At 65.6% G+C, this 18,421-nt stretch carries 17 protein-coding genes and 1 pseudogene; 10 read left to right on the top strand and 8 right to left on the bottom strand.

Going from position 1 to position 18,421, the window contains the following annotated elements; translation table 11 throughout:
* The first annotated feature begins 6 nt into the window (after window positions 1-6).
* Complete coding sequence (locus tag OJF58_RS05740; RefSeq protein WP_300782472.1) at window positions 7-915, top strand: cobalamin-dependent protein; 909 nt, start codon at window positions 7-9, stop codon at window positions 913-915.
* Entirely contained in the window at window positions 912-1,454 is a 543-nt protein-coding gene (locus tag OJF58_RS05735; RefSeq protein ID WP_300782469.1) for a hypothetical protein, read from the top strand. The genes OJF58_RS05740 and OJF58_RS05735 overlap by 4 nt, the downstream gene beginning before the upstream one ends.
* On the opposite strand, the gene OJF58_RS05730 is transcribed toward OJF58_RS05735, so the two are convergent.
* From OJF58_RS05730 to OJF58_RS05720, 3 genes and pseudogenes are all read right to left on the bottom strand, one after another.
* Window positions 1,376-1,846, bottom strand: a complete 471-nt coding sequence (locus tag OJF58_RS05730; protein ID WP_300782467.1) for a LysR substrate-binding domain-containing protein — start codon at window positions 1,844-1,846, stop codon at window positions 1,376-1,378. The two genes, OJF58_RS05735 and OJF58_RS05730, sit on opposite strands and share 79 nt — an antisense overlap.
* A 46-nt stretch (window positions 1,847-1,892) precedes the next feature.
* A pseudogene (locus OJF58_RS05725) lies at window positions 1,893-2,734 on the bottom strand (IS5 family transposase).
* Window positions 2,735-2,815: 81 nt separating this feature from the next.
* On the bottom strand, window positions 2,816-3,346 hold the full coding sequence (locus OJF58_RS05720) for a LysR family transcriptional regulator (RefSeq protein ID WP_300782464.1): 531 nt from the start codon (window positions 3,344-3,346) through the stop codon (window positions 2,816-2,818).
* A 90-nt stretch (window positions 3,347-3,436) separates the two neighbouring features.
* On the opposite strand from OJF58_RS05720, the gene OJF58_RS05715 reads away from it, so the two are divergent.
* Window positions 3,437-4,135, top strand: coding sequence for a haloacid dehalogenase type II (locus OJF58_RS05715; protein WP_300782462.1), 699 nt, complete (start codon window positions 3,437-3,439; stop codon window positions 4,133-4,135).
* On the top strand, window positions 4,122-5,357 hold the full coding sequence (locus tag OJF58_RS05710; protein WP_300782459.1) for a CoA transferase: 1,236 nt from the start codon (window positions 4,122-4,124) through the stop codon (window positions 5,355-5,357). The genes OJF58_RS05715 and OJF58_RS05710 overlap by 14 nt, the downstream gene beginning before the upstream one ends.
* 171 nt (window positions 5,358-5,528) lie before the next feature.
* Here the strand turns inward: OJF58_RS05710 and OJF58_RS05705 are convergent, their stop codons facing one another.
* Window positions 5,529-6,290, bottom strand: a complete 762-nt coding sequence (locus tag OJF58_RS05705; protein ID WP_300782456.1) for an HD domain-containing protein — start codon at window positions 6,288-6,290, stop codon at window positions 5,529-5,531.
* Between the two features lie 39 nt (window positions 6,291-6,329).
* On the opposite strand from OJF58_RS05705, the gene OJF58_RS05700 reads away from it, so the two are divergent.
* The 6 genes from OJF58_RS05700 to OJF58_RS05675 all read left to right on the top strand — a co-directional run bounded on the left by OJF58_RS05700 (window position 6,330) and on the right by OJF58_RS05675 (window position 12,965).
* Entirely contained in the window at window positions 6,330-6,998 is a 669-nt protein-coding gene (locus tag OJF58_RS05700; RefSeq protein WP_300782454.1) for an alpha/beta family hydrolase, read from the top strand.
* A gap of 93 nt (window positions 6,999-7,091) precedes the next feature.
* Window positions 7,092-10,322: a hypothetical protein gene (locus OJF58_RS05695; protein ID WP_300782451.1), complete on the top strand. Its 3,231-nt coding sequence runs from the start codon at window positions 7,092-7,094 to the stop codon at window positions 10,320-10,322.
* A 17-nt stretch (window positions 10,323-10,339) separates the two neighbouring features.
* Window positions 10,340-10,474, top strand: a complete 135-nt coding sequence (locus OJF58_RS05690; RefSeq protein WP_300782450.1) for a hypothetical protein — start codon at window positions 10,340-10,342, stop codon at window positions 10,472-10,474.
* Window positions 10,475-10,606: 132 nt separating this feature from the next.
* The gene (locus OJF58_RS05685; RefSeq protein ID WP_300782445.1) at window positions 10,607-11,008 is read left to right on the top strand and encodes a GFA family protein; all 402 of its coding nucleotides are present in this window, start codon (window positions 10,607-10,609) and stop codon (window positions 11,006-11,008) included.
* Window positions 11,009-11,206: 198 nt separating this feature from the next.
* Window positions 11,207-11,701: a hypothetical protein gene (locus OJF58_RS05680; protein WP_300782443.1), complete on the top strand. Its 495-nt coding sequence runs from the start codon at window positions 11,207-11,209 to the stop codon at window positions 11,699-11,701.
* A gap of 400 nt (window positions 11,702-12,101) precedes the next feature.
* Window positions 12,102-12,965, top strand: a complete 864-nt coding sequence (locus OJF58_RS05675; RefSeq protein ID WP_300782441.1) for a sterol desaturase family protein — start codon at window positions 12,102-12,104, stop codon at window positions 12,963-12,965.
* Between the two features lie 20 nt (window positions 12,966-12,985).
* On the opposite strand, the gene OJF58_RS05670 is transcribed toward OJF58_RS05675, so the two are convergent.
* The 4 genes from OJF58_RS05670 to OJF58_RS05655 form a co-directional block, all read right to left on the bottom strand.
* Window positions 12,986-16,102, bottom strand: a complete 3,117-nt coding sequence (locus OJF58_RS05670) for an efflux RND transporter permease subunit (protein ID WP_300782438.1) — start codon at window positions 16,100-16,102, stop codon at window positions 12,986-12,988.
* A 329-nt stretch (window positions 16,103-16,431) separates the two neighbouring features.
* On the bottom strand, window positions 16,432-16,746 hold the full coding sequence (locus OJF58_RS05665) for a BON domain-containing protein (RefSeq protein ID WP_300782436.1): 315 nt from the start codon (window positions 16,744-16,746) through the stop codon (window positions 16,432-16,434).
* A gap of 108 nt (window positions 16,747-16,854) precedes the next feature.
* On the bottom strand, window positions 16,855-17,304 hold the full coding sequence (locus OJF58_RS05660; protein WP_300782434.1) for a cupin domain-containing protein: 450 nt from the start codon (window positions 17,302-17,304) through the stop codon (window positions 16,855-16,857).
* Between the two features lie 150 nt (window positions 17,305-17,454).
* Window positions 17,455-18,378 (bottom strand): restriction endonuclease, encoded by a 924-nt coding sequence (locus OJF58_RS05655; protein ID WP_300782431.1) that lies wholly within the window; start codon window positions 18,376-18,378, stop codon window positions 17,455-17,457.
* Window positions 18,379-18,421: the final 43 nt, after the last annotated feature.

Here is an 18,421-nt window from a genome sequence, read left to right as displayed (position 1 = left end):
CGCAAGATGAAGGTCCTGCTCGTTCATCCCAGCGGCTTGATGTACACCGAGGTCTATCTGCGGCTCGAGCCGCTGGGGCTCGAACGGGTGGCGGCGGCCTGCCGCGCGGCCGGCCACGAGGTGCGGCTGCTCGACCTGCAGGTCTTCCGGCACCGGCATTTCCGGAAGATGCTCGACACCTGGCGGCCCGACGCGGTCGGCTTCTCGCTGAACTACCTCGCCAACATTCCCGAGGTCGTCGACCTCGCGCGCCTGACGCGCGATCTGCTGCGCGACACGCTCGTCTTCGTGGGCGGCCACTCCGCGAGCTTCACCGCCGGCGAGATCCTGGCCCACGCGCGGGGCGCTCGGCGCGCTTCCCGGCGTGGTCACGACCGGGGGCGAGGGACCGCGCCGCGCTTGATCGGCTTGCTCGACGCAGCGCTGCCGGCGCGCGACCTGCTGGTCCGGCGGCGCAAGTACTTCATCGGCGTGCTCGATCCCTGCGCGTCGGTCGAATTCTCGCGCGGCTGCCCTTGGAACCGCGCCTTCTGCAGCGCCTGGACCTTCTACGGGCGTAGCTACCGCAAGGTCGGCGCCGAGGTGATCGGCGAGGACCTGGCGCGGCTGCGCGAGCCTGGCGTCTTCATCGTCGACGATGTGGCCTTCATCCACGCCGAGCACGGCCAGGCGATCGCCGACGAGGTCGAGCGCCGCAATATCCGCAAGAAGTACTATCTCGAGACGCGCTGCGACGTGCTGCTGAAGAACAAGGAGGTGTTCGCGCGCTGGAAGCAGCTCGGCCTCAGCTACATGTTCCTGGGCGTCGAGGCGATCGACGAGGAGGGGCTGCGGCGGCACCGCAAGCGGGTGAGCCTCGGCAAGAGCTTCGAGGCGCTCGAATACGCGCGCTCGCTCGGCATCTCCGGGCGGTGAACATCATCGCCGATCCCGACTGGGACGAGGCCCGCTTCGCCCTGGTGCGTGAATGGTCCGCCTCGGTGCCGGAGATCGTGCACCTTACCGTCAACACACCCTATCCCGGGACCGAGACCTGGGCGACCGACGCGCGCGGCCTCTCGACCCGCAACTACAAGCTGTTCGACGTGCAGCACGCCGTGCTGCCCACGCGGCTGCCGCTGCGCAAGTTCTACGAGGAATTGGTGCGGACCCAGCAGATCCTGGCCCGCAAGCACATGGGCTGGCAGGCGCTCTGGAGCTGCGCCGCGATCGCCGCAGGCCATCTTGCGCGCGGCCTGGTCAACTTCGTAAAAACCCTCTGGAAGTTCGGCCGCCAGTACAATGTCGAGAAGCTCTTGCACGACCATGCCGAGGAGACGCGCTATCCGATCGCCTTACCCGCTCAAAAGACGGAGAGGGTCGACCCCCGCACGCTCTATATCCCGCGGCCCGAGCTGGCGGGCGCCGCCCTGGCCACCGATTGCGATCGCCTCGGCCTCGCCGACAAGGGCTGACGCGGCCGGGGTGCCAGTTTCGCGCACACCTGCCGCAGCTCTTCGCGCAGCCAGCAGTTCGCTTTGCTCTGATCGTATCGACGATGCCAGTACATCATCCAGTCGAAGGGTTCTGATCGGAACGGCAGTGCGCGCATCCGCAGACCGTCGTCCATCTGAGCCGCAGCCAGGAGGCCGGGCATCACGGCCAGAAGGTTCGTTTGCTTGAGGATGTCGGGCATCACGAGCCAGTGAGGCACGTTCAAGGCTATTCGCCGCCGGCATCCCATGCCGGCGAGGACATCGTCGACGAAGCGCATGTCGGTCGGGCTCATCGACTGCTTCATGTGCTCCTGTGCGATGAAGTTCTCGACGGTGAGCGCTCGATCGGCGATCGGATGACCGGCGCGCATGATGCAGACCATGCGATCGGTAAGAGCCGATCCGAGAAGTTGTGATTCAGGAACAATGTATTGGCCTGGTCAAGCGCCTGAGCATGAGTCGGATCATGGCAAGGCGAATGAAGGCGACGACGGTGCAGGCGTAGCGTTCGAAGTCACGAGCGAGCCTGCGGTTGCGAGAGATCCAGGCGAAGGTTCGCTCGACGATCCATCGCTTGGGCAGAACGCTGAAGTTGTGCGCCTCGGTGCGCTTGACGATTTCGATCTGCCAGGAGCCGATATCGGCAACGACTTGGGCGACGCGTGGCCCTTGATAACCGGCATCAGCGAAGAGTTTGAGGATCGAGGGAAAGCGGCGTCTTGCGTTGCGCAGCAGCCGGCGGACGCCGTCGCGATCCTGCACATTGGCGCGATGGACGACGACGTTCAGCAACAGGCCGAGCGTATCGACGACGATATGTCGCTTGCGACCGGTCACCTTCTTGCCCGCGTCGTAGCCTTGCGGATCGATCGAGGCCCCCCTTTTTGCGCCGCTTTGGCGCTCTGACTGTCGAGGATTGCTACTGTCGGCTCGGGCTTGCGTCCCGCCGCCTCGCGCACCTGGACATACAGGGCCTGATGCAGGCGCAGCAGAGTCCGATCCGAGCGCCAGAGCGCAAAATAGTCGTACACCGTGCTCTTGGGCGGCAGGTCTTTGGGCAAGGCGTCCCACTGGCAACCGGTCGACAGCAGATAGAACACGGCGTTCAGCACTTCCCGCATATTGACGTCGCGCGGCCGCCCGCCACGGCGGGCGGGGGGAATCAGCGGCGCCACCAGTGCCCATTCCGCATCCGTCAAATCGCTGGGGTAGCGCAGCGCCTTGCGCTCATGAGCCCGACGATGCTCTGTCGTCCACATCTGGCACCTGTCTCAAACCACAGAGTGCCGAACAATGAATCACAACAGATTCTTCCGACTCAAGTTCTTTCCGGATAGGCTCTAAGGACTAAGGACTTTCTCGGCGCGGATTGCGTTGGAAGGCTCGAGCTGCATGCTGACCGCTACGTCGATCTCGTCCCTCTCGAGGGCGTCGACAGTATCCGCTGGCGGCAGATGCAGAATGTTGTAGGTCGTCTGCGACGTCGCCGGTTTGCGCGCCATGAGCGGCGGCAGAATGAGGCAGCCCAGGATATCCGACATCCGAATGTTGAAGGCGCGGTTCGAGGTCTTCGGGTCGAAGCTGGCGTCGCTTTCGAGGACGCGTCCGACCTGGCGCAGAAGTTGCTGCAAAGGTTCCGCGAGCTCTGTGGCGCGCGGCGTGGGCATCATGCCGGTCGATGTGCGAACGAGAAGCTCGTCGCCGAACATCCTTCGCAATCTGCCCAGCGCATTGCTCATGGCCGGCTGACTGAGTCCCACACGTCTGGACGCGCGCGTGACATGCCGCTCCGACAACAGGGCATCCAAAGCGACCAGCAGGTTCAGGTCGATCGAACGCAGCGATATGCTCTTCCCAATCATTGCTTTCATGAATATTAATAGACAATAAATCCATTTAACAGATGAGGATCGACCGCATAAGTGTGCACCCGTTGAAGGACAACCCGAGGGATGGGCACGATGACCGACGACGCGATCAAGGATGTGAAAGTGTGCATGTTCGATCAGTACGGCACCGTCGTCGACATGCAGGGCGGTCTCACGGCGATTGCCACCCCGTTCCTCCAGAAGAAGGGCTGGAAGGGCAATCCCAATTCGTTCGTGACGTGGTGGCGACGCAACCATTTCGAGAACTCGATGATCGACGCGCTGCTCCACAAGGAGCATACGTCTTACCGCGAGATCGGTCAGCGCGCCGTGGCCCACGTGATGGATCGCGCCGGCATCGAGTACACCAGGGACGAGGTCAGGTATCTCGTCGGCGAGATCGAGAAGCTGAAGCCGTTCCCGGAGGTCCCGGAAGCGCTCGCGAGGCTCCGCACGAGGTACAGGCTGGTCGTGCTCTCGAACGGCGATCCCGACATGCTCGAGACGGCAAAGCAGTATCACAAGATACCGTTCGACCAGGTCATCTCCGTCGCCGAGGCCAACTCCTTCAAGCCACATGTCGCAACCTACACGAAGGCCGCGGAACTGTGCGGCGTCGGCTTGGATCAGATCCTCTTCGTTGCCAATCATGCGTTCGACTGCATCGGTGCGAAGGCAGCCGGTATGCGCACGGCCTTCATCGACCGCCGCCGCCGTCCCTTCGGCGAAACACCCTATCAGCCGGACATCCTGGTGCCGACGATGGCGGATCTGGCCGATGCGATCGTCTGACGCCGAAGCGCTCAGCGGCCTCAAGGTCCTGGATCTCTGCCGGGTCGTCTCGGGGCCATTCGCCACCATGCATCTCGGTGATCTCGGCGCCGACGTGGTCAAGATCGAAGATCCTCGAAACGGCGACGAAAGTCGCCGTTACGGTCCTCCCTTCGTCGCGGGCGAGAGCGCCTACTTCCTGTCCGTCAATCGCAACAAGCGCAGCTGCGCGGTCGACCTCAAGTCGGCGGCCGGCCGGGACATCGTGCGCGCTCTGGCAAGCGTAGCCGATGTCGTGATCGACAACTTCCGGCCCGGTACGCTCGACAAGTGGGGCTTGAGCTACGAGGCGCTCCGCGGCGAGAACCGCGGCCTCATCCAGTGCAGCATTTCGGGATTCGGACGGACCGGCCCGGACGCCGATCGTCCGGGATACGACCTGATCATTCAGGGAGAGTCGGGCGTGATGGACATCACGGGCGATCCCGACGGTCCGCCGATGAAGGTGGGCACGTCGATCGCCGATCTCGTGACCGGCCTCTATGCATCGCAGGCGGTGCTCGCGGCACTGGTGAAGCGACAACGGACGGGAACGGGCGGCAGGGTGGACGTGTCGATGCTCGACGCGATGGCGTCCCTTCTGACGTTCAATGCCGGCATGTATTTCGCCACCGGCGAAAACCCCAAGCGCCGTGGCAATGTGCATCCCACCATCAGTCCGTACGAGACATTCGAGGCGAGCGACGGGTGGATCAACGTCGGTGTGGCGAACGACAAATTCTGGACGCTCTTTTGCTCGGTCATCGATCGAAAGGACCTGGAGGCGGATGGCCACTTCGATGCCGCGCCCAAGCGGGCCGCGAACCGTGCCGCGCTCGCAGCCCTCTTGCAGCCGATCTTCGCGACGCGGACGCGAGAGGCCTGGCTGGCGGCGTTCCGTGCCGCAGGCATTCCGGCGGGCTCGATCAAGAAGGTGGGCGAGGTGTGCGAGGCGCCACAGTTGGTCACGCGCGGCATGGTGCAATCGGTCGCGCATCGCGTTGCCGGCGACCTACGTTTCGTGGCTCGCCCCATCCGGTTCGACGACGAAGCGCCGGCGCCCTCGACGCCGCCGCCGATTCTCGGCGAGCACACCGGCGAAGTGCTCTCGGAGTGGCTCGGCTGGCAGGCGCCCGCGATCGAGAAGTTCGCGAAGGCCGGCGCGTTCGGTTCGCGCATGTCGTCGGAGCGATCGGCCGGGTAGGTCGCGGGGCAGGGGCGCCGGATAGGGGGCGGCTGTCCAGCGTTCTTTTCGACGCAACTGATCTCTCGCACGACGCACATCCGGTGTCATCCCGACCGCAGTGAGAGATCTTTCCCGGCGCTGGCCGAGGACCCCTCGCTTTCGCTCGGGATGGCACAGGATATTCGGAACCTACAGGTACTTCGACGGGCGGATGATCGAGCGCCACATGTGGGCGACAGGGCTGTTGTCGAAGCCCAGGCCCTCGGCGGGCTGGCGGAAGTGGCGGCCGATCACGTCGGTGAACTCCTCCAGCTCCACCTTGAGATCGGGATCGAACGAGTAGATGTCGTGCACGGTGATCATCCGGCCCGACATGTACCATTTGTGATTCCGCAGCCGTTTGTACTCCGCGTCGACATAGGGATCGGGCCGGTAGTCCTCGCCGAACCAGGCGACGTACGACTGGGGATAGGCATAGCCCACCGATTCGTCGGCATAGAAGCGCAGCACCTGGTGGGCGCGGATCGCCCAGGCCACCTCCTCGTCGACATAGGGCTCGACGAGCTGGGCGCCCCAGTAGCCGTGGTCGCCGCGGATGAAGCCCACGACCGCGATGTCGTGCAGCAGGCAGGCCAGCACCATCTTCTCCGGCAGGCCGGCCGTCACCGCGTGCCGCGCGCTCTGCAGGAGGTGCATGCTTGGCCCGAAGCGGAGCTTGAAGAAATCCATCAGGGTCGGCTTCTCCGGCATCGCGGGCAGGCGCGGATCGTCGCCCATCAGCAGGCGCGCTCCGGGTCTTGCCTTCAAGAGCGCGCCCGGGCTCGGCGCCGGGCCGGTCTCGCCGTCGGCCAGGGCATGCAGGCGCGACTTGACGACGACGTAGTCGAGCTCCTGCGCCATCTTCGCTTCCAGCGCGTCGGCGCGCTGCGACAGGCTCATGCTATGGTTCACGGCAGGCCTCCGGATTTCCGAACTTGCGGCGAGCCTAGCATGACGGCGAAGGACGTGACCATCGAGCTGCCCGAAGGCGCGGGCGTCTCCGGCCTGTGGCTGCGGCCGCCGCGGGCGCGTGCCTGCCTGGCGCTGGCCCACGGCGCCGGCGCGGGCATGACGCACAAGTCGATGGCGGCGCTGGCCGACGGCCTCGCCGCGCGCGCTGTCGCGACGCTGCGCTTCCAGTTCCCCTACATGGAGCGCGGATCGCGGCGTCCCGATCCACCCGCCATCGCCCACGCCGCCGTGCGCGCGGCCTGTGCGCGAGCCGCGACACTCGCTGGCCCGCTTCCCCTGTTCGCCGGCGGGCGCTCGTTCGGCGGCCGCATGACCTCGCAAGCCCAGGCCGCCCGGCCGCTGCCGGGCGTGCGCGGCCTCGTGTTCTTCGCCTTTCCGCTCCATCCTGCCGGCAAGCCGTCGACCGGTCGCGCCGAGCATCTCGCCGAAATCGCGCTGCCGATGTTGTTCCTGCAAGGCACGCGGGACACACTGGCGGACTTGCCGCTGCTGAAACGGACCATCGACGCGCTCTGCCCGCGCGCCAAGCTGATCCTCGCGCCCGATGCCGATCACTCGTTTCACGTTCCAGCGCGGAGCGGCCGTTCCGACAAGGAGGTCCTGGCGGCGCTGCTCGACGGCGTTGCAGCATGGATGATCGACCGATAGCGAAGCGACGGCATCCACAGGAAACGGAGCAGAAAACGCTGCAACGATTGCGTTGCCGTGCAAAACCGGCCTAACGTTTGGGCCGATACGCACGTGAAAAGACCTGCCCCCTCTAATCCGGGCCGCAAATCCGCCGAGGCGGCCGCACCGGACTGGGACGCCTTGAAGTGGCGCTGCATCGGGCCGCCGCGCGGCGGCCGCGTCGTCGCCGTCGCGGGTGATCCGATGAACAGGATGGTCTTCTATTTCGGCGCCTGCGCGGGCGGCATCTGGAAGACCGAGGACGGCGGCGTGTTCTGGCGCTGCGTGTCGGACGGCTTCATGGGCAGCGCGGCGGTCGGGTCGATCGCGGTGGCGCCTTCGGACCCCAACGTCATCTATGCCGGCACCGGCGAGACCGCGATCCGCCTCGACGTCTCCTACGGCGACGGCATCTACAAATCGACCGACGCCGGCCGTACCTGGCGGCATGTCGGCCTCGGGAACAGCAAGTTCGTCGGCCGCCTCTGCATCCATCCGCAGAATCCCGATCTCGTCTATGCGGCGGTGCTGGGCGACGTGTTCGGCCCCAACGCCGAGCGCGGCGTCTATCGCTCCAGGGACGGCGGCGCGCACTGGGAGAGGATCCTCCACCGCAGCGACGTCGCCGGCGCGATCGACCTCACGATGGATCCCGCCAACCCGCGCCTCCTGTTCGCCTCGATCTGGGAGGCGCGGCGCAACTTCTGGAACATATCGAGCGGCGGCCCGGGCAGCGGCCTCTTCCGCAGCACCGACGGCGGCGACACGTGGGAGGAGATCTCGCGCCGGCCCGGCCTGCCCGAGGGGCTGCTGGGCAAGATCGGCGTCTCGGTCTCTCCGGCGCGCGCCGGCCGCGTGTGGGCGCTGGTCGAGGCCGAGGGCGACAAGACCGGGCTCTACCGCTCCGACGACTTCGGCATGCGCTGGACCATGGTGTCGCCCAACCGCGACCTGATGCACCGGCCCTGGTACTACACCCACGTTTTCGCCGACCCCGGCCACGCCGACACCGTCTACGTCACCAACCTCCAGATGTGGAAGTCGACCGACGGCGGCACGACCTTCGCCGAGGTTTCGACCCGGCACGGCGACAACCACGACCTCTGGATCGATCCCCGCGACCCGCAGCGCATGATCGAGGGCAACGACGGGGGCGCCCACGTGTCGTTCAACAGCGGCGCCTCGTGGTCGACGATCTACAACCAGAAGACGGCGCAGTTCTACCGCCTCGACATCGACAACCAGTATCCCTATCGCGTCTACGGCACCCAGCAGGACAACACGTCGATCTCGGTGCCGAGCGCGTCCGAATGGGGCGTCATCACGCTCGCCGACTGCTCCTATCCCGGCACCGGCGAAAGCGGCTTCATCGCCGTCGATCCGCGCGACCACAACGTCGTCTATGTCGGCGCCATCGGCTCGAGCCCGGGCGGCGCCGGCGCGCTGCAGCGCTACGACCACCGCACGCGCCAGATCCAGCTCGTCAACGTGTGGCCCGAGGAATCGACCGGCATCGCCCCGGAGGATCTCAAGTACCGCTTCGCCTGGACCTTCCCGATCGTGTTCTCGCCGCACGATCCCGGCACGCTCTACGCCGGCGGTAACTGCGTGTTCCGCAGCCGCGACGAGGGCATGAGCTGGCAGCGGATCTCGCCCGACCTCAGCCTGAACGAGCGCAAGCGCCAGGGTGCGTCCGGCGGCCCGATCACGCGCGAGAGCGCCGGCGCCGAGGTCCACGCGACCTGCGCCTGCGTGGTGGAATCGCCGCACCGGCGCGACGAGATCTGGGCCTCGACCGACGACGGCCTGGTCCATGTCACGCGCGACGCCGGCAAGACATGGCAGAACGTGACGCCGAAGGCGATGCCCGAGCTCGCCTATATCGGCACGGTCGAGCTCTCCGCCCACGATCCCGACACGATCTATGTCGCCGCCACGCGCTACAAGCTCGCCGACTACAAGCCCTATCTCTTCAAGAGCGGCGACGGCGGGCGAAGCTGGAAGTCGATCGCGGGCGATCTGCCATCCGGCGAGATCACGCGTGTCGTGCGCGCCGATCCGGTCGCCCGGGGCCTGCTCTACGTCGGTACCGAGACGGGGATCTTTTTCAGCCTCGACGATGGCGCGCACTGGGCACGCATGGGCGGCGGCCTGCCGGTCGTGCCGGTCTACGATCTCAAGCTCAAGGACACGGACCTCGTGGCCGCAACGCACGGCCGCTCGTTCTGGATCCTCGACGACGTGACGGCGCTGCGCGGTCTCGTGAACGGTCGCCGGTCGACGCGGCTCTTCGCGCCGCGCACCGCAATTCGCACCAAGCTGCACTGGAGCGCCGGCGCCAATGTGCGCACCGGCATCGCCTACGGTCCCGCCTTCGGCATCGACGGCAGCACGGTGATGGTCGAGCGGCCCGACGGCACGCGGGTGCGCGAGCATCTCGACGTCGGCGAGAACCCGCCCAACGGCGCCATCGTCTGGTACTGGCTGGCCGAGAAGGCTCAGGGACCGGTGACACTCACCTTCCGCGATTCGGCAGGCCGCAAGATCATCGACTATAGGAGCGACGACGAATCGATCCCGCCGGCGCGACGGCCGACCGCCAAGCCGGGGCTGAACCGGTTCGTGTGGGACATGAAATATCCCGGGCCGACCCGGCTCGACTACAGCCTGGCGCCGCCCCGGCCCAGGCCGCTGATCCCCGATCCCGACAATCCGCCCGGCCCGACGGCCATCCCCGGCCTCTATCGCGTGGAACTGGCCGTCGGCCGCGACAGCAAGGGCAGGACCAAAACCAACCTCCATTCCGCGACCTTCACCGTCGTCAAGGACCCGCGCCTTTCGACCACCGACGCCGAGTACGCCGCGCAGTTCGAGCTTCACCGCGCCCTGGTGGCCTCGCTCTCGAAGCTCAAGCAGGCCGTCAACCGCCTGCGCAGCGTGAAGCGTCAGCTCGGTGAAACCGCGGGTCGTCTCGGCCGGGGCGAGCGCGCCCTCAGGACCAGGGCCCTGGCGATCGGCCGGAAGCTTTCCGACATCGAGCGCGTGATGGTCGACCCCGAGCGCAAATCGGTGCGCGACGTGCTGCGCAACCCGGCCGGCCTCAACGACACGCTGTTCGACATGGTCGCCATGGCGACCACCGCCGACCGGCCGCCGACCAGCCAGACCGTCGAAGTGTCGCGCGAGGTCATGGCCAGGGTCGACAGCGAGGTGGCGAAGTTCGAGGCGATCGCCGCGCGCGACGTCGCCGAGCTCAACGCCGCGCTGGTCAAGGCGCGCATCCGGCACGTGGCCACGGCCTGATCGACAAGGAGGGCGAGATGGACTTCATCGAGCGACTCTTCGGCCTCTCGCCCGACAACGGCGACGGTTCGACCGAGATCCTGTGGCTCGTCGTGCTGGCGATCGCCGTCGCCGTATTCGTCTATGTCCGGAGGCGGCGGCGCTCCTCGTGAGGCGCAAAGCGACGCAAGCCATGGGCGGCCCTTGACGACGCCTTGCGGGGCAAACGAGCATTCTCTGCTCGGCCGCAGTCAGTATCGCGAGAGGCGCGAAGCGCGGATGCCTCGCGAGAGAGGAGGGAGAGCATGATCACCGGCGGCTGCCACTGCGGCGCGATCCGCTACGAGATCGAGGGCGAGGCGCTGACGCATGCGCTTTGTCACTGCACGGACTGCCGGCGCCATGCCGGGGCGCCGATGGTCGGCTGGACGATGTACCCGCTAGGCGCCGTCAGGGTGACGAAGGGTGCGCCCAGGGTCTACGCATCCTCCGGGCATGGCCGGCGCCATTTCTGCCCCGACTGCGGCACCGGGCTCTTCTATGTCAATTCGGAAATGCTGCCGGGCAGGATCGATGTCCAGAGCGCGACTTATGACGATCCCGGCATTGTTCCGCCACAGGCTCACATCCAGGTCGCCGAACGGATCCGCTGGATGGAGCGCGCGCACGAACTGCCTGCCTTCGAGCGCTTTCCTCCACAAGGGTAGTCGTTTCGGACAGGACTGGCGGTCGCGGCCATGCACCGGCATCGGGCAGCGCGGGGCACATGTATTAGATCGAGTAGGGGCCAACGGTCACACCATCGCCGGCTTCAGCCGTTCTAGGTTTATCGGGCTGTAGATCGGAGCGCTTGCGGGCTTCTGCCGCCATGGGGCGTCATAGCCGGTTGAGCGCGGCGCGTCGCCATGACTTCAGGCAAGAACGGATTCGGATTTGGCGTGGGGCTGGGCGGGCTTCTGCTCATCGCCGCAGCGCCTTGGCTTGGAGTCGCCTTGCAGGCGGTCCCGTATTTTCTGGAAAGCCTGCGGTGGATCTCGCGCGCCACCCTGCTCGGTCTCCAGATCGGCGTGTCCGGTCTGATCGCCGGCTGGTTCACCTATGAGGTAACGCGCCGCATCGCCAAAGGCATCCTGCGGGTCGCGACCATGACGTTGCTCGCAATCGTCTCGACGGCGGTTCTGTCGTGTTTCTTTTCCCTGTGCGTGCGGCCGTTCTCGTCGCAGATCCTGGTCTTTTATCTCCTCGTCTTGCCGACTCCTTGCCTTGTCATCGTCCCGCTCTGGGCCGCGGTTTACCTGCGGCTGATCCGGCTGCAGGAGAGCCTCGAGCAGGCCGTCGTCGCCGCGCAACGAAAGGCTCGTATGGCTCGGCTCCTCGAGGATCTGCGCAAGCAGGGCTAGAATTCATGGGCGTTACCGGGGAACATACGGTGTGATCGGCAGGCCAAGTCCGCCTTCCCCTGTCGGACCCCTGTAGTAGTTGGCGTAGCGACCATCCCATCCCGGGATCTGCCTGCAGGACTGGCAATTCGCGCAGCCCGCCAGGACGGCGACAGTGAACAGAACGAGAGCAAGGCCGGGACGCTTCATCGCGTTTCCCCTGGTCGGTCCGGGGACCGGCCTGTTCGCCGGCGATATGGGCCATGCTAGCCGAGCCGTCGCCCGGCCGCACTGTCGCAACCGGTGAGCAATATCGCGCCGACACCTCCGGCGCGAGCCCTGCTGTCGTGAAACGCCGGTTCCGCTATGATGTCGGCGGGGTCGATTGGCGGCGGTGTCCGAACCGCACGGGGGATGGCCAATGGAGTTCTACCTTAGCTTCACGCAAATTGCGGGAGACGCCGGACGGTATGCGCCGACGATGATCGCGCTCGGCGTATTCGCCATCGTCGTCGTTGTCGAAGCCTTCTTCCTCATGCGCCGGGATGGCACCTATCCCTGGAAGAACGCCTCGGTGTCGGTGGTGATGACCGTCGGCCACATCGTCGCCCAGGCAGCCACCCATGGCATCGTCCTGGGCGTGTTCGCCGCCTTTGTCTACGAGCACCGGCTCGCCACCATCCCGGTGTCGTTCGGCGACTGGCCGAACCTGGTCCTGCTATTCGTGCTGGTCGACCTCGGCTTCTATGTCGAGCATCGCTGCTCGCACCGCATCAATTTCCTGTGGGCCTCGCACAGCGTGCATCACAGCAGCGAGAAGATGCTCGCCACCACGGCGTTTCGCCTCGCCTGGACACCGATCCTGTCCGGCCTGTTCCTGTTCTATCTGCCGATCGTCTGGCTGGGCTTCGACCCCGTCTGGGTCTATGGCATGGTCTCGGCCGATCTCGCCTATCAGTTCTTCGTTCATACCGAGCTGGTGCCGCACGTGCGCTGGGTCGAATGGTTCGTCAACACGCCGTCGGCGCACCGGGTGCATCACGCCAGCAACCCCGAATACATCGACAAGAACTACGGCGGCACGCTCATGATCTGGGATCATCTCTTCGGCACCTACCAGCCCGAGCGGCCGGACGTTGCGATCCGCTACGGCCTCGTGCATGCGCGCTCACGGCCCGACAACCCCCTGTACATCGCCTATGAAGGGCTGTGGGACATCGTAAGAGGCGCGCTTCGTGCTTCCAGCCCGAAGGCGGGCATGGCCAAGCTGTTCGGCCCGCCATAGGCCTCGGCGAGGGTCTGCCGCTAGTCTCCCTTGGATACCTCGCCCAGCGCTTCGGCCAGTCGCGGCAGCCGGTAGGCTCGGCCGAGCCGTGCGGCGAGCCGATCGAGATAGAGATAGATGACCGGCGTCGTGAACAGCGTCAGCCACTGCGACACGAGGAGCCCGCCGATGAAGGCGATGCCCATCGGCTGGCGCAATTCGGAGCCGGCGCCCTGGCCGAAGGCGATCGGCAGGCTGCCGAACAGTGCCGCGAAGGTCGTCATCATGATCGGCCGGAAGCGCAACAGGCACGCCGCGCGGATCGCCGCTTGCGGGCTCTTGCCGCCGCGCTGGGCCGACAGCGCGAAGTCGATCATCATGATCGCGTTCTTCTTGACGATGCCGATCAACAGCACGATGCCGATGATCGCGATTACCGACAGATCGTAGTGGCAAACCCACAGCATGATCAGCGCGCCGACCCCGGCCGCCGGCAAGGCGGACAGGATCGTGACCGGGTGGATGTAGCTCTCGTAGAGGATCCCCAGCACGATGTAGACGACGAGAATGGCCGCCCCAAGCAGCAGCGGCATCGAAGCGAGCGAGGTCTGGAACGCCTTCGCCGTGCCTTCGAAGGAGCCGTGCAGGGTGGCCGGCGCGCCGAGCCGGGCGGCCATCCGGTCGACGGCCGTCACCGCCGGGCCGAGCGCCACGCCGGGAGCGAGATTGAAGGAGAGCGTCACCGCCGGAAACACGCCCTGGTGGCTGATCGTCAGCGGCTCCACCCGCGACGTGAAGTGGGCGACCGCCGCCAGTGGCACTTCGGTGCCATCCGGCGCCGCCACGAACAGCTTTTGCAGCACGGTCGGGTCGGCGCTGAATTGCGGCGCCACCTCGAGCACGACCTTGCTCTGACTGGTCGCCCCGTAGATCGTCGCCACCTGGCGCTGGCCGAAGGCGTCGTAGAGGGTCTGGTCGATCAGGGCGGCCGAGAGTCCGAGCCGCTCGGCTTGCCGGCGATCGACCACGACATCGATGTGCGGCGCGGCGATCTGCTGATCGGAGGCGACGTCCTGCAACTCGGGCAGCTTCTCCATTGCCCGTTCCAGGATCGGCGCCCAGTGATTGAGCTCCTCGATATTCGTATCGGTCAGCGTGTATTGGTATTCGGTGCGCGCCAGCCGCGCGCCGATCCGGATGTTCTGCGGAACCTGCATGTACAATTTGGCGCCGATGACGGAGTCCGCCCTGTCCTTGATGCGCTGGAGGATGGTCTCGGCCGGATCGCGTGCAGCATAAGGCTTGAGCTGGCCGAAAATATGCCCGGTGTTCTCGCCCGGATTGTAGGAGTAGGAGCCGGCGTGCAGGAAGACGCCGGCCACTCCCGCATCATGATCGATGATATGGAGAATCTGGCGGGCCGCCTGCACGGTGCGATCGAACGACGAGTCCTGGCGCGTCTCCACTATGCCGAAGAACAGCCCGGTATCCTGTTGCGGCACGAAGCCCTTGGGTATTGCGACGTAGAGATAGCCGGTCGCGCCGGCCAGCAGGAGCGTTACGACGAGTGTCGCGAAGCGATGGCGGAAGACGAAGTCGAGGCCGCGATCGTAGCTGCGTAGAACCGTGGCGAACGCCCGCTCGACACCCTCGTTGAGCCGGTTCTTGTGCCGTTCGGCGGCCGGCTTGAGGAACAGCGAGCACAGGACCGGCGTCAAGGTCAGCGAGAAGAAGGCCGAAGCCAACACGGCGAGGGCCACGGTTGCGGCGAACTCGTGGAACAGCCGGCCGACGATCCCGCCCATGAAAAAGATCGGAATGAACACCGCGATCAGCGAGAAGGTGATCGAGACGATGGTGAAGCCGATCTCCCCGGCGCCCTTGAGGGCGGCGAGCATCGGCCGCTCGCCCGCCTCGATGTGGCGGACGATGTTCTCGATCATGACGATGGCGTCGTCGATCAGGAAGCCGACCGCGATGGTCAGGCCCATCAGCGAGATGTTGTCGAGCGTGTAGGCCGCCACGTACATGACCGCGAAGGTGGCGAGCAGCGACAGCGGCACGACGAGGCTCGGGATCAGCGTCGCCCACAGGCTGCGCAGGAACACGAAGATGACGACGACGACGAGGCCGATCGTCAACAGCATCGTGTACTGGACATCGGTAATGGCCGCACGCGTCAGTTCGGAACGGTCGGACATCAGCTCGACCTTGACCGAAGGCGGCAGCGATTGCTGCAAGCTCGGCATGAGCGCCTTCACCTGCTGGATGACCGCGAGGGTGTTGGCCCCGGGGGCGCGTTCGATGGCCAGCCCTTCGGCCGGCCTGTTGTCGTACCAGGCGCCGACCTGCGAGTTCTCGACGGAATCGACGACCTCGGCGACGTCCTTGAGGTAGATCGGCCGGCCCTGCCGATAGGCGATGATCAGATCGCGATAAGGCGCCGCATCTGTGAGCTGATCGTTGCTGTCGATGCTGACGGCACGTCCCCGGCCGATGATCTCGCCTTTCGGCAGATCGACGGTGGCGTTGGAGAGCGCGGTGCGCACCGACTCGAGCCCGAGATGGCGGACGGCGAGCGCCATCGGATTGACCTCGACGCGCACCGCGTACTTCTCCTGCCCGAAGATGAAGACGCCGCCGACGCCCGGCACCATGGACAGCGGTTGGGCCAGCACCGTCGAGGCATATTCGTCGACCTTGTAGGCGGGCAGGGCATCCGAATGGACGGCATAGATCAGGATGGGGAAATTGCCCGGGTTGACCTTGCGGTAGGTCGGGGGGCTCGGCAGATCCTTGGGCAGCAGGCCGCTCGCCGCATTGATCGCGGTCTGCACGTCCTGCGCGGCGCCGTTGATGTCGGTCGCGAGATCGAACTGCAGGGTGATCGTCGTCGTCCCGACGCCCGACAGCGAGGTCATCTCCGTGAGCCCCGGAACCGAGCTGAACTGCTGCTCGAGCGGGGTCGCGACCGCCGAGGCAATCGTCTCCGGGCTCGCCCCCGGCAGATCGGCGGAGACGGTGATCGTCGGGTAGTCGACATTCGGCAGCGAGGCGACCGGCAACAGTCGATAGGCCGCGATGCCGAACACGAAGACGCCGAGCATCAGCAGGGAAGTGGCGATCGGCCGGCGAATGAAGGGTTCGGAAATGCTCATCGGCGCCGAGCTGCTCGGCCGTCCGGTCGCCCTCGCCGGCTGCGGCGACCGGCCCGACATTCGATCGTTCTTCGCGCTGGCAAGTGGCGCTTCCACCCTGCATTGCCGGACTTTGCCGTCCGTTATGCGCATTGTCGGGCTTCCGACCAGCCGCGGCAACCGACTCTGCCGATGACGTGCAGGGCGAGCCGCCGACGCGACGGACTGCCGCAGCGTTTTCGGGGGCCGGTGCCCGGATCAGATCCCGGTCGCGAGATATCGCAAAACGTGCGCTTCTCGCCTCCAGCCTGAAAGCGGATACGGTCGAGCTGTTCGGTCCGCCACGGAACTCAGCGGATGGCGATCTCGTTGCTGACGCTGCGCACGCCCTTCACGCCGCGGGCGATACGGGCCGCCTGCTGGCGTTCGCGCTCCGAATTGACCTGCCCGGTCAGCCGGACATTGCCGTTCAGCGTGGTCACGCCGACGTCGCCGAAATGAACCATCGGATCCTCCACGAACTTGGCGCGGATGCTGTTGGTGATGGCGGAATCGTCGGCGTATTCGGCCACGTTCTGCTTGCCCTGGAACACGTCGCAGGCCGCGACAGGCGCGGCGAGAGCCAGGGCCATCAGCAGACGGATCGTCGGCGAAGCGAGCGACATGGAAACCTCTTCGGCAAGAGCGGTCGCAAGATCGAACGACCGGCCACAGGCAAGGTTCCTTGCCGGTGGAGCGACGGTGACGGCGGCCCGCTTCTTGGCCGGAAATCCTCAGGTGGGACCGGCTACGGTGACCCCGTTCTGCTCGAGCACGTGCAACAGCCTCGGAATGTCTGGCGGGCCCGGCGGGATGGCCCGATCGACGGCGGCGAACATCTGGGCCGCCCGGGCGTTCGCCCCGGTAATCTCCAGCATCTGGCCTCCACCCTTGCCGTACTGGAATCCGTGCACTGTTCCATGAGGGATGTGAACCAGCGTGCCGGGCAGGCACATATGGACCTGTCCGTCACAAAGAAACCGGATCTCGCCGCTCAGCACGTAGAACGCCTCGTCCCAGTCGTGACTGTGAGGAGGCGGCCCGGTGCCCTCGTCACCCCGCTGCAGCGTGATCCCATAGTTTTGCGTCGCGGCGTTGGAAGCCAGCACGGTGACTTGCGTGCCGACCACGTTGAGTGCCGGTCCGTGCCGGTCGGGCGTCAAGACAAAGCATGGAACCCTCATGATGGATGCTAGCCCCTGTCCTCCGGTGCGGCCGGGTCATTTGGCGTCTTTTGTAGGTACGCTTCCCGACAGTCGCAGTTGAGACGGGGATATCGTAACGCCTCTTCAGTCTCCCAGTCGGGGACTGCGGCTAACGCCGCGCGGCCTGCGTCAGGCAGTCTCTTCCTCGAAGTATTCCAAGTCCATCCGCTTGACCTCGAAAGTCTTCGCGGGCGCCACGCCAACGTTGAAGTCCATCATCAGCGCAGCGAGCCGCTCGCCATCGATCAGGACAATCTTCTTGTGTTTCACGTCTCGGACGTATTTCAAGGCGCTGGCGGTGAACGTCGACGTCGTGATGAAGACACCTTTCTGGGCACCGTGAGCGTCGAGGCTTCCGGAAAAGTTGCGGACCTCGTCGCTACCGACCGAGTTGGTCCAGCGCTTCGCCTGAAGGTAGATGAAGTCCAGCCCCAAGCGGTCTTCGCTGATGATGCCGTCAATGCCACCGTCGCCCGATTTCGCGATGTTGCTAGCGGCATCCACGCGCGATCCGCCGTAGCCCATCGCCAACATCAAGTCCAAGACCAGGTTTTCAAAGAATGAAGGTGTCGCTGCCATTACAGCCGCAAGCACTTGCTGACCGAGCGCTGCACGGACTGACGCATACGCGGCTTCCAGGGTCTCTTCCGGCGTGTCGTCCTTGTCACCCGCCTCCCCAAAACCGGTAGTTTTGTTTTCTCCTTCTGGTGCGGTCTTGTTGAGGAAGGTGTTGAACTCGGGATATTGCTTGAGCGTATCGAGGGTAATTCCCGCGGGACTGGCTGCAAGCAACTGCTTGCCGCGCTCCGTAATCCGAAAGCTGCCACGCTGCACTGGCTCCAAGGCCCCGGCTCGCGACAGGTACACCTTTGCCCATGCCAAGCGATTGCGATAGCGGTTCTGGCCCGAGGCCAGAACTTCCGCAAGGTCTTTGGGCGTGAGGCCTGCGTCCCGTGCGACGAGAGGCGCAATTAGTGGCAAGCGATGCTCCGCTCCATCCCCCGCGTGCCTCAACAATGGCAGCATCAATTCATGGTACGCTGGAATGGCCATGGCGCTTCCTCTCCGTGACCATGCAAGGATCGGCCAGTCCCCG

Origin of the sequence: Enhydrobacter sp., assembly GCF_030246845.1 — a bacterium.
Classification (GTDB): Bacteria; Pseudomonadota; Alphaproteobacteria; order Reyranellales; family Reyranellaceae; genus Reyranella.
The sequence above is the reverse complement of the archived record's forward strand: the minus strand, read 5'-3'. Positions and strand labels throughout refer to the sequence as shown.

Bases quoted from the DNA above. Each gene is read 5' to 3' on its own strand.
- OJF58_RS05690 (WP_300782450.1), top strand. From the start codon at position 10,340: ATGGACTTCATCGAGCGACTCTTCGGCCTCTCGCCCGACAACGGCGAC.
- OJF58_RS05685 (WP_300782445.1), top strand. From the start codon at position 10,607: ATGATCACCGGCGGCTGCCACTGCGGCGCGATCCGCTACGAGATCGAG.
- OJF58_RS05660 (WP_300782434.1), bottom strand. From the start codon at position 17,304: ATGAGGGTTCCATGCTTTGTCTTGACGCCCGACCGGCACGGACCGGCA.
- OJF58_RS05655 (WP_300782431.1), bottom strand. From the start codon at position 18,378: ATGGCCATTCCAGCGTACCATGAATTGATGCTGCCATTGTTGAGGCAC.
- OJF58_RS05665 (WP_300782436.1), bottom strand. From the start codon at position 16,746: ATGTCGCTCGCTTCGCCGACGATCCGTCTGCTGATGGCCCTGGCTCTC.
- OJF58_RS05670 (WP_300782438.1), bottom strand. From the start codon at position 16,102: ATGAGCATTTCCGAACCCTTCATTCGCCGGCCGATCGCCACTTCCCTG.
- OJF58_RS05700 (WP_300782454.1), top strand. From the start codon at position 6,330: ATGACGGCGAAGGACGTGACCATCGAGCTGCCCGAAGGCGCGGGCGTC.
- OJF58_RS05715 (WP_300782462.1), top strand. From the start codon at position 3,437: ATGACCGACGACGCGATCAAGGATGTGAAAGTGTGCATGTTCGATCAG.
- OJF58_RS05710 (WP_300782459.1), top strand. From the start codon at position 4,122: ATGCGATCGTCTGACGCCGAAGCGCTCAGCGGCCTCAAGGTCCTGGAT.
- OJF58_RS05740 (WP_300782472.1), top strand. From the start codon at position 7: ATGAAGGTCCTGCTCGTTCATCCCAGCGGCTTGATGTACACCGAGGTC.
- OJF58_RS05675 (WP_300782441.1), top strand. From the start codon at position 12,102: ATGGAGTTCTACCTTAGCTTCACGCAAATTGCGGGAGACGCCGGACGG.
- OJF58_RS05730 (WP_300782467.1), bottom strand. From the start codon at position 1,846: ATGCGCGCCGGTCATCCGATCGCCGATCGAGCGCTCACCGTCGAGAAC.
- OJF58_RS05720 (WP_300782464.1), bottom strand. From the start codon at position 3,346: ATGAAAGCAATGATTGGGAAGAGCATATCGCTGCGTTCGATCGACCTG.
- OJF58_RS05680 (WP_300782443.1), top strand. From the start codon at position 11,207: ATGACTTCAGGCAAGAACGGATTCGGATTTGGCGTGGGGCTGGGCGGG.